Source organism: Streptomyces katrae, from assembly GCF_000966975.1.
GTDB lineage: Bacteria > Actinomycetota > Actinomycetes > Streptomycetales > Streptomycetaceae > Streptomyces > Streptomyces katrae.
Map to the genome: position 1 here is coordinate 1 of NZ_JZWV01000195.1, position 663 is coordinate 663.

Annotated in this window: 1 pseudogene; it reads right to left on the bottom strand. The window is 74.5% G+C overall.

Going from position 1 to position 663, the window contains the following annotated elements:
* Positions 1–334 (bottom strand): annotated as a pseudogene (locus VR44_RS09045) (GMC family oxidoreductase); the annotation flags it as partial.
* Positions 335–663: the final 329 nt, after the last annotated feature.

The window sequence follows — 663 nt, forward strand, 5'->3', positions numbered from 1 at the left end:
AGTTCACGCGGTCGAGGACGCCGGGGTAGGGGCTGATGTCGCGGTTGACGACGTCCAGCCAGAGGAAGGTGGCGAGGGGGGCCTCGGTGCGGGTGCGGTACCACATGGAGCGCTGGTCGGGGGCGCTGGTGGACGGGAAGACCTTCCCGTCGGGCCCGGGGGTGTCCCAGAGCCGTCCCATCTCGAGGACGACGGTACGGACGCCGGCCTGACCGAGTCTGAGCGCGGCGACGGCGGCGGTGGCGGTGGTGAGGCCGATGCGGGTGAGGCCGAGGGCGGCGGCGGTCCGGAGGGCGGCGAGGCCGAGTTGACGGCGCGTCAGGTTGGGGTTCATGGGCGCATGATGAGCGGATTCCGCTGAAGCGGCCAGAAGGCGGAGTGTCATGTTTCCGAGTGACAGTCGGCCGTGGCTTCGGCGGCGCGGGGCGAGGTCCCCTGCCCTCCCCCAGACTCCGTCCGCGGGCTGGAATTTCGCTGCACCCCCGGACGGAGTCCGGGGGTGCCCCAGGCGGGGGTCCGGGGGCGGAGCCCCCGGGGAACGGGCGAAGGGCGGGGCGGGGAGATGTCCCCCGCCCCGCCCCCTGGCGGGCCGGCTACTTCGCCGACGCCCGCTTCGACGCACGCGCCGGCTTGGCGGCCGGCTTTTCCGCCGGAGCCTCCGCC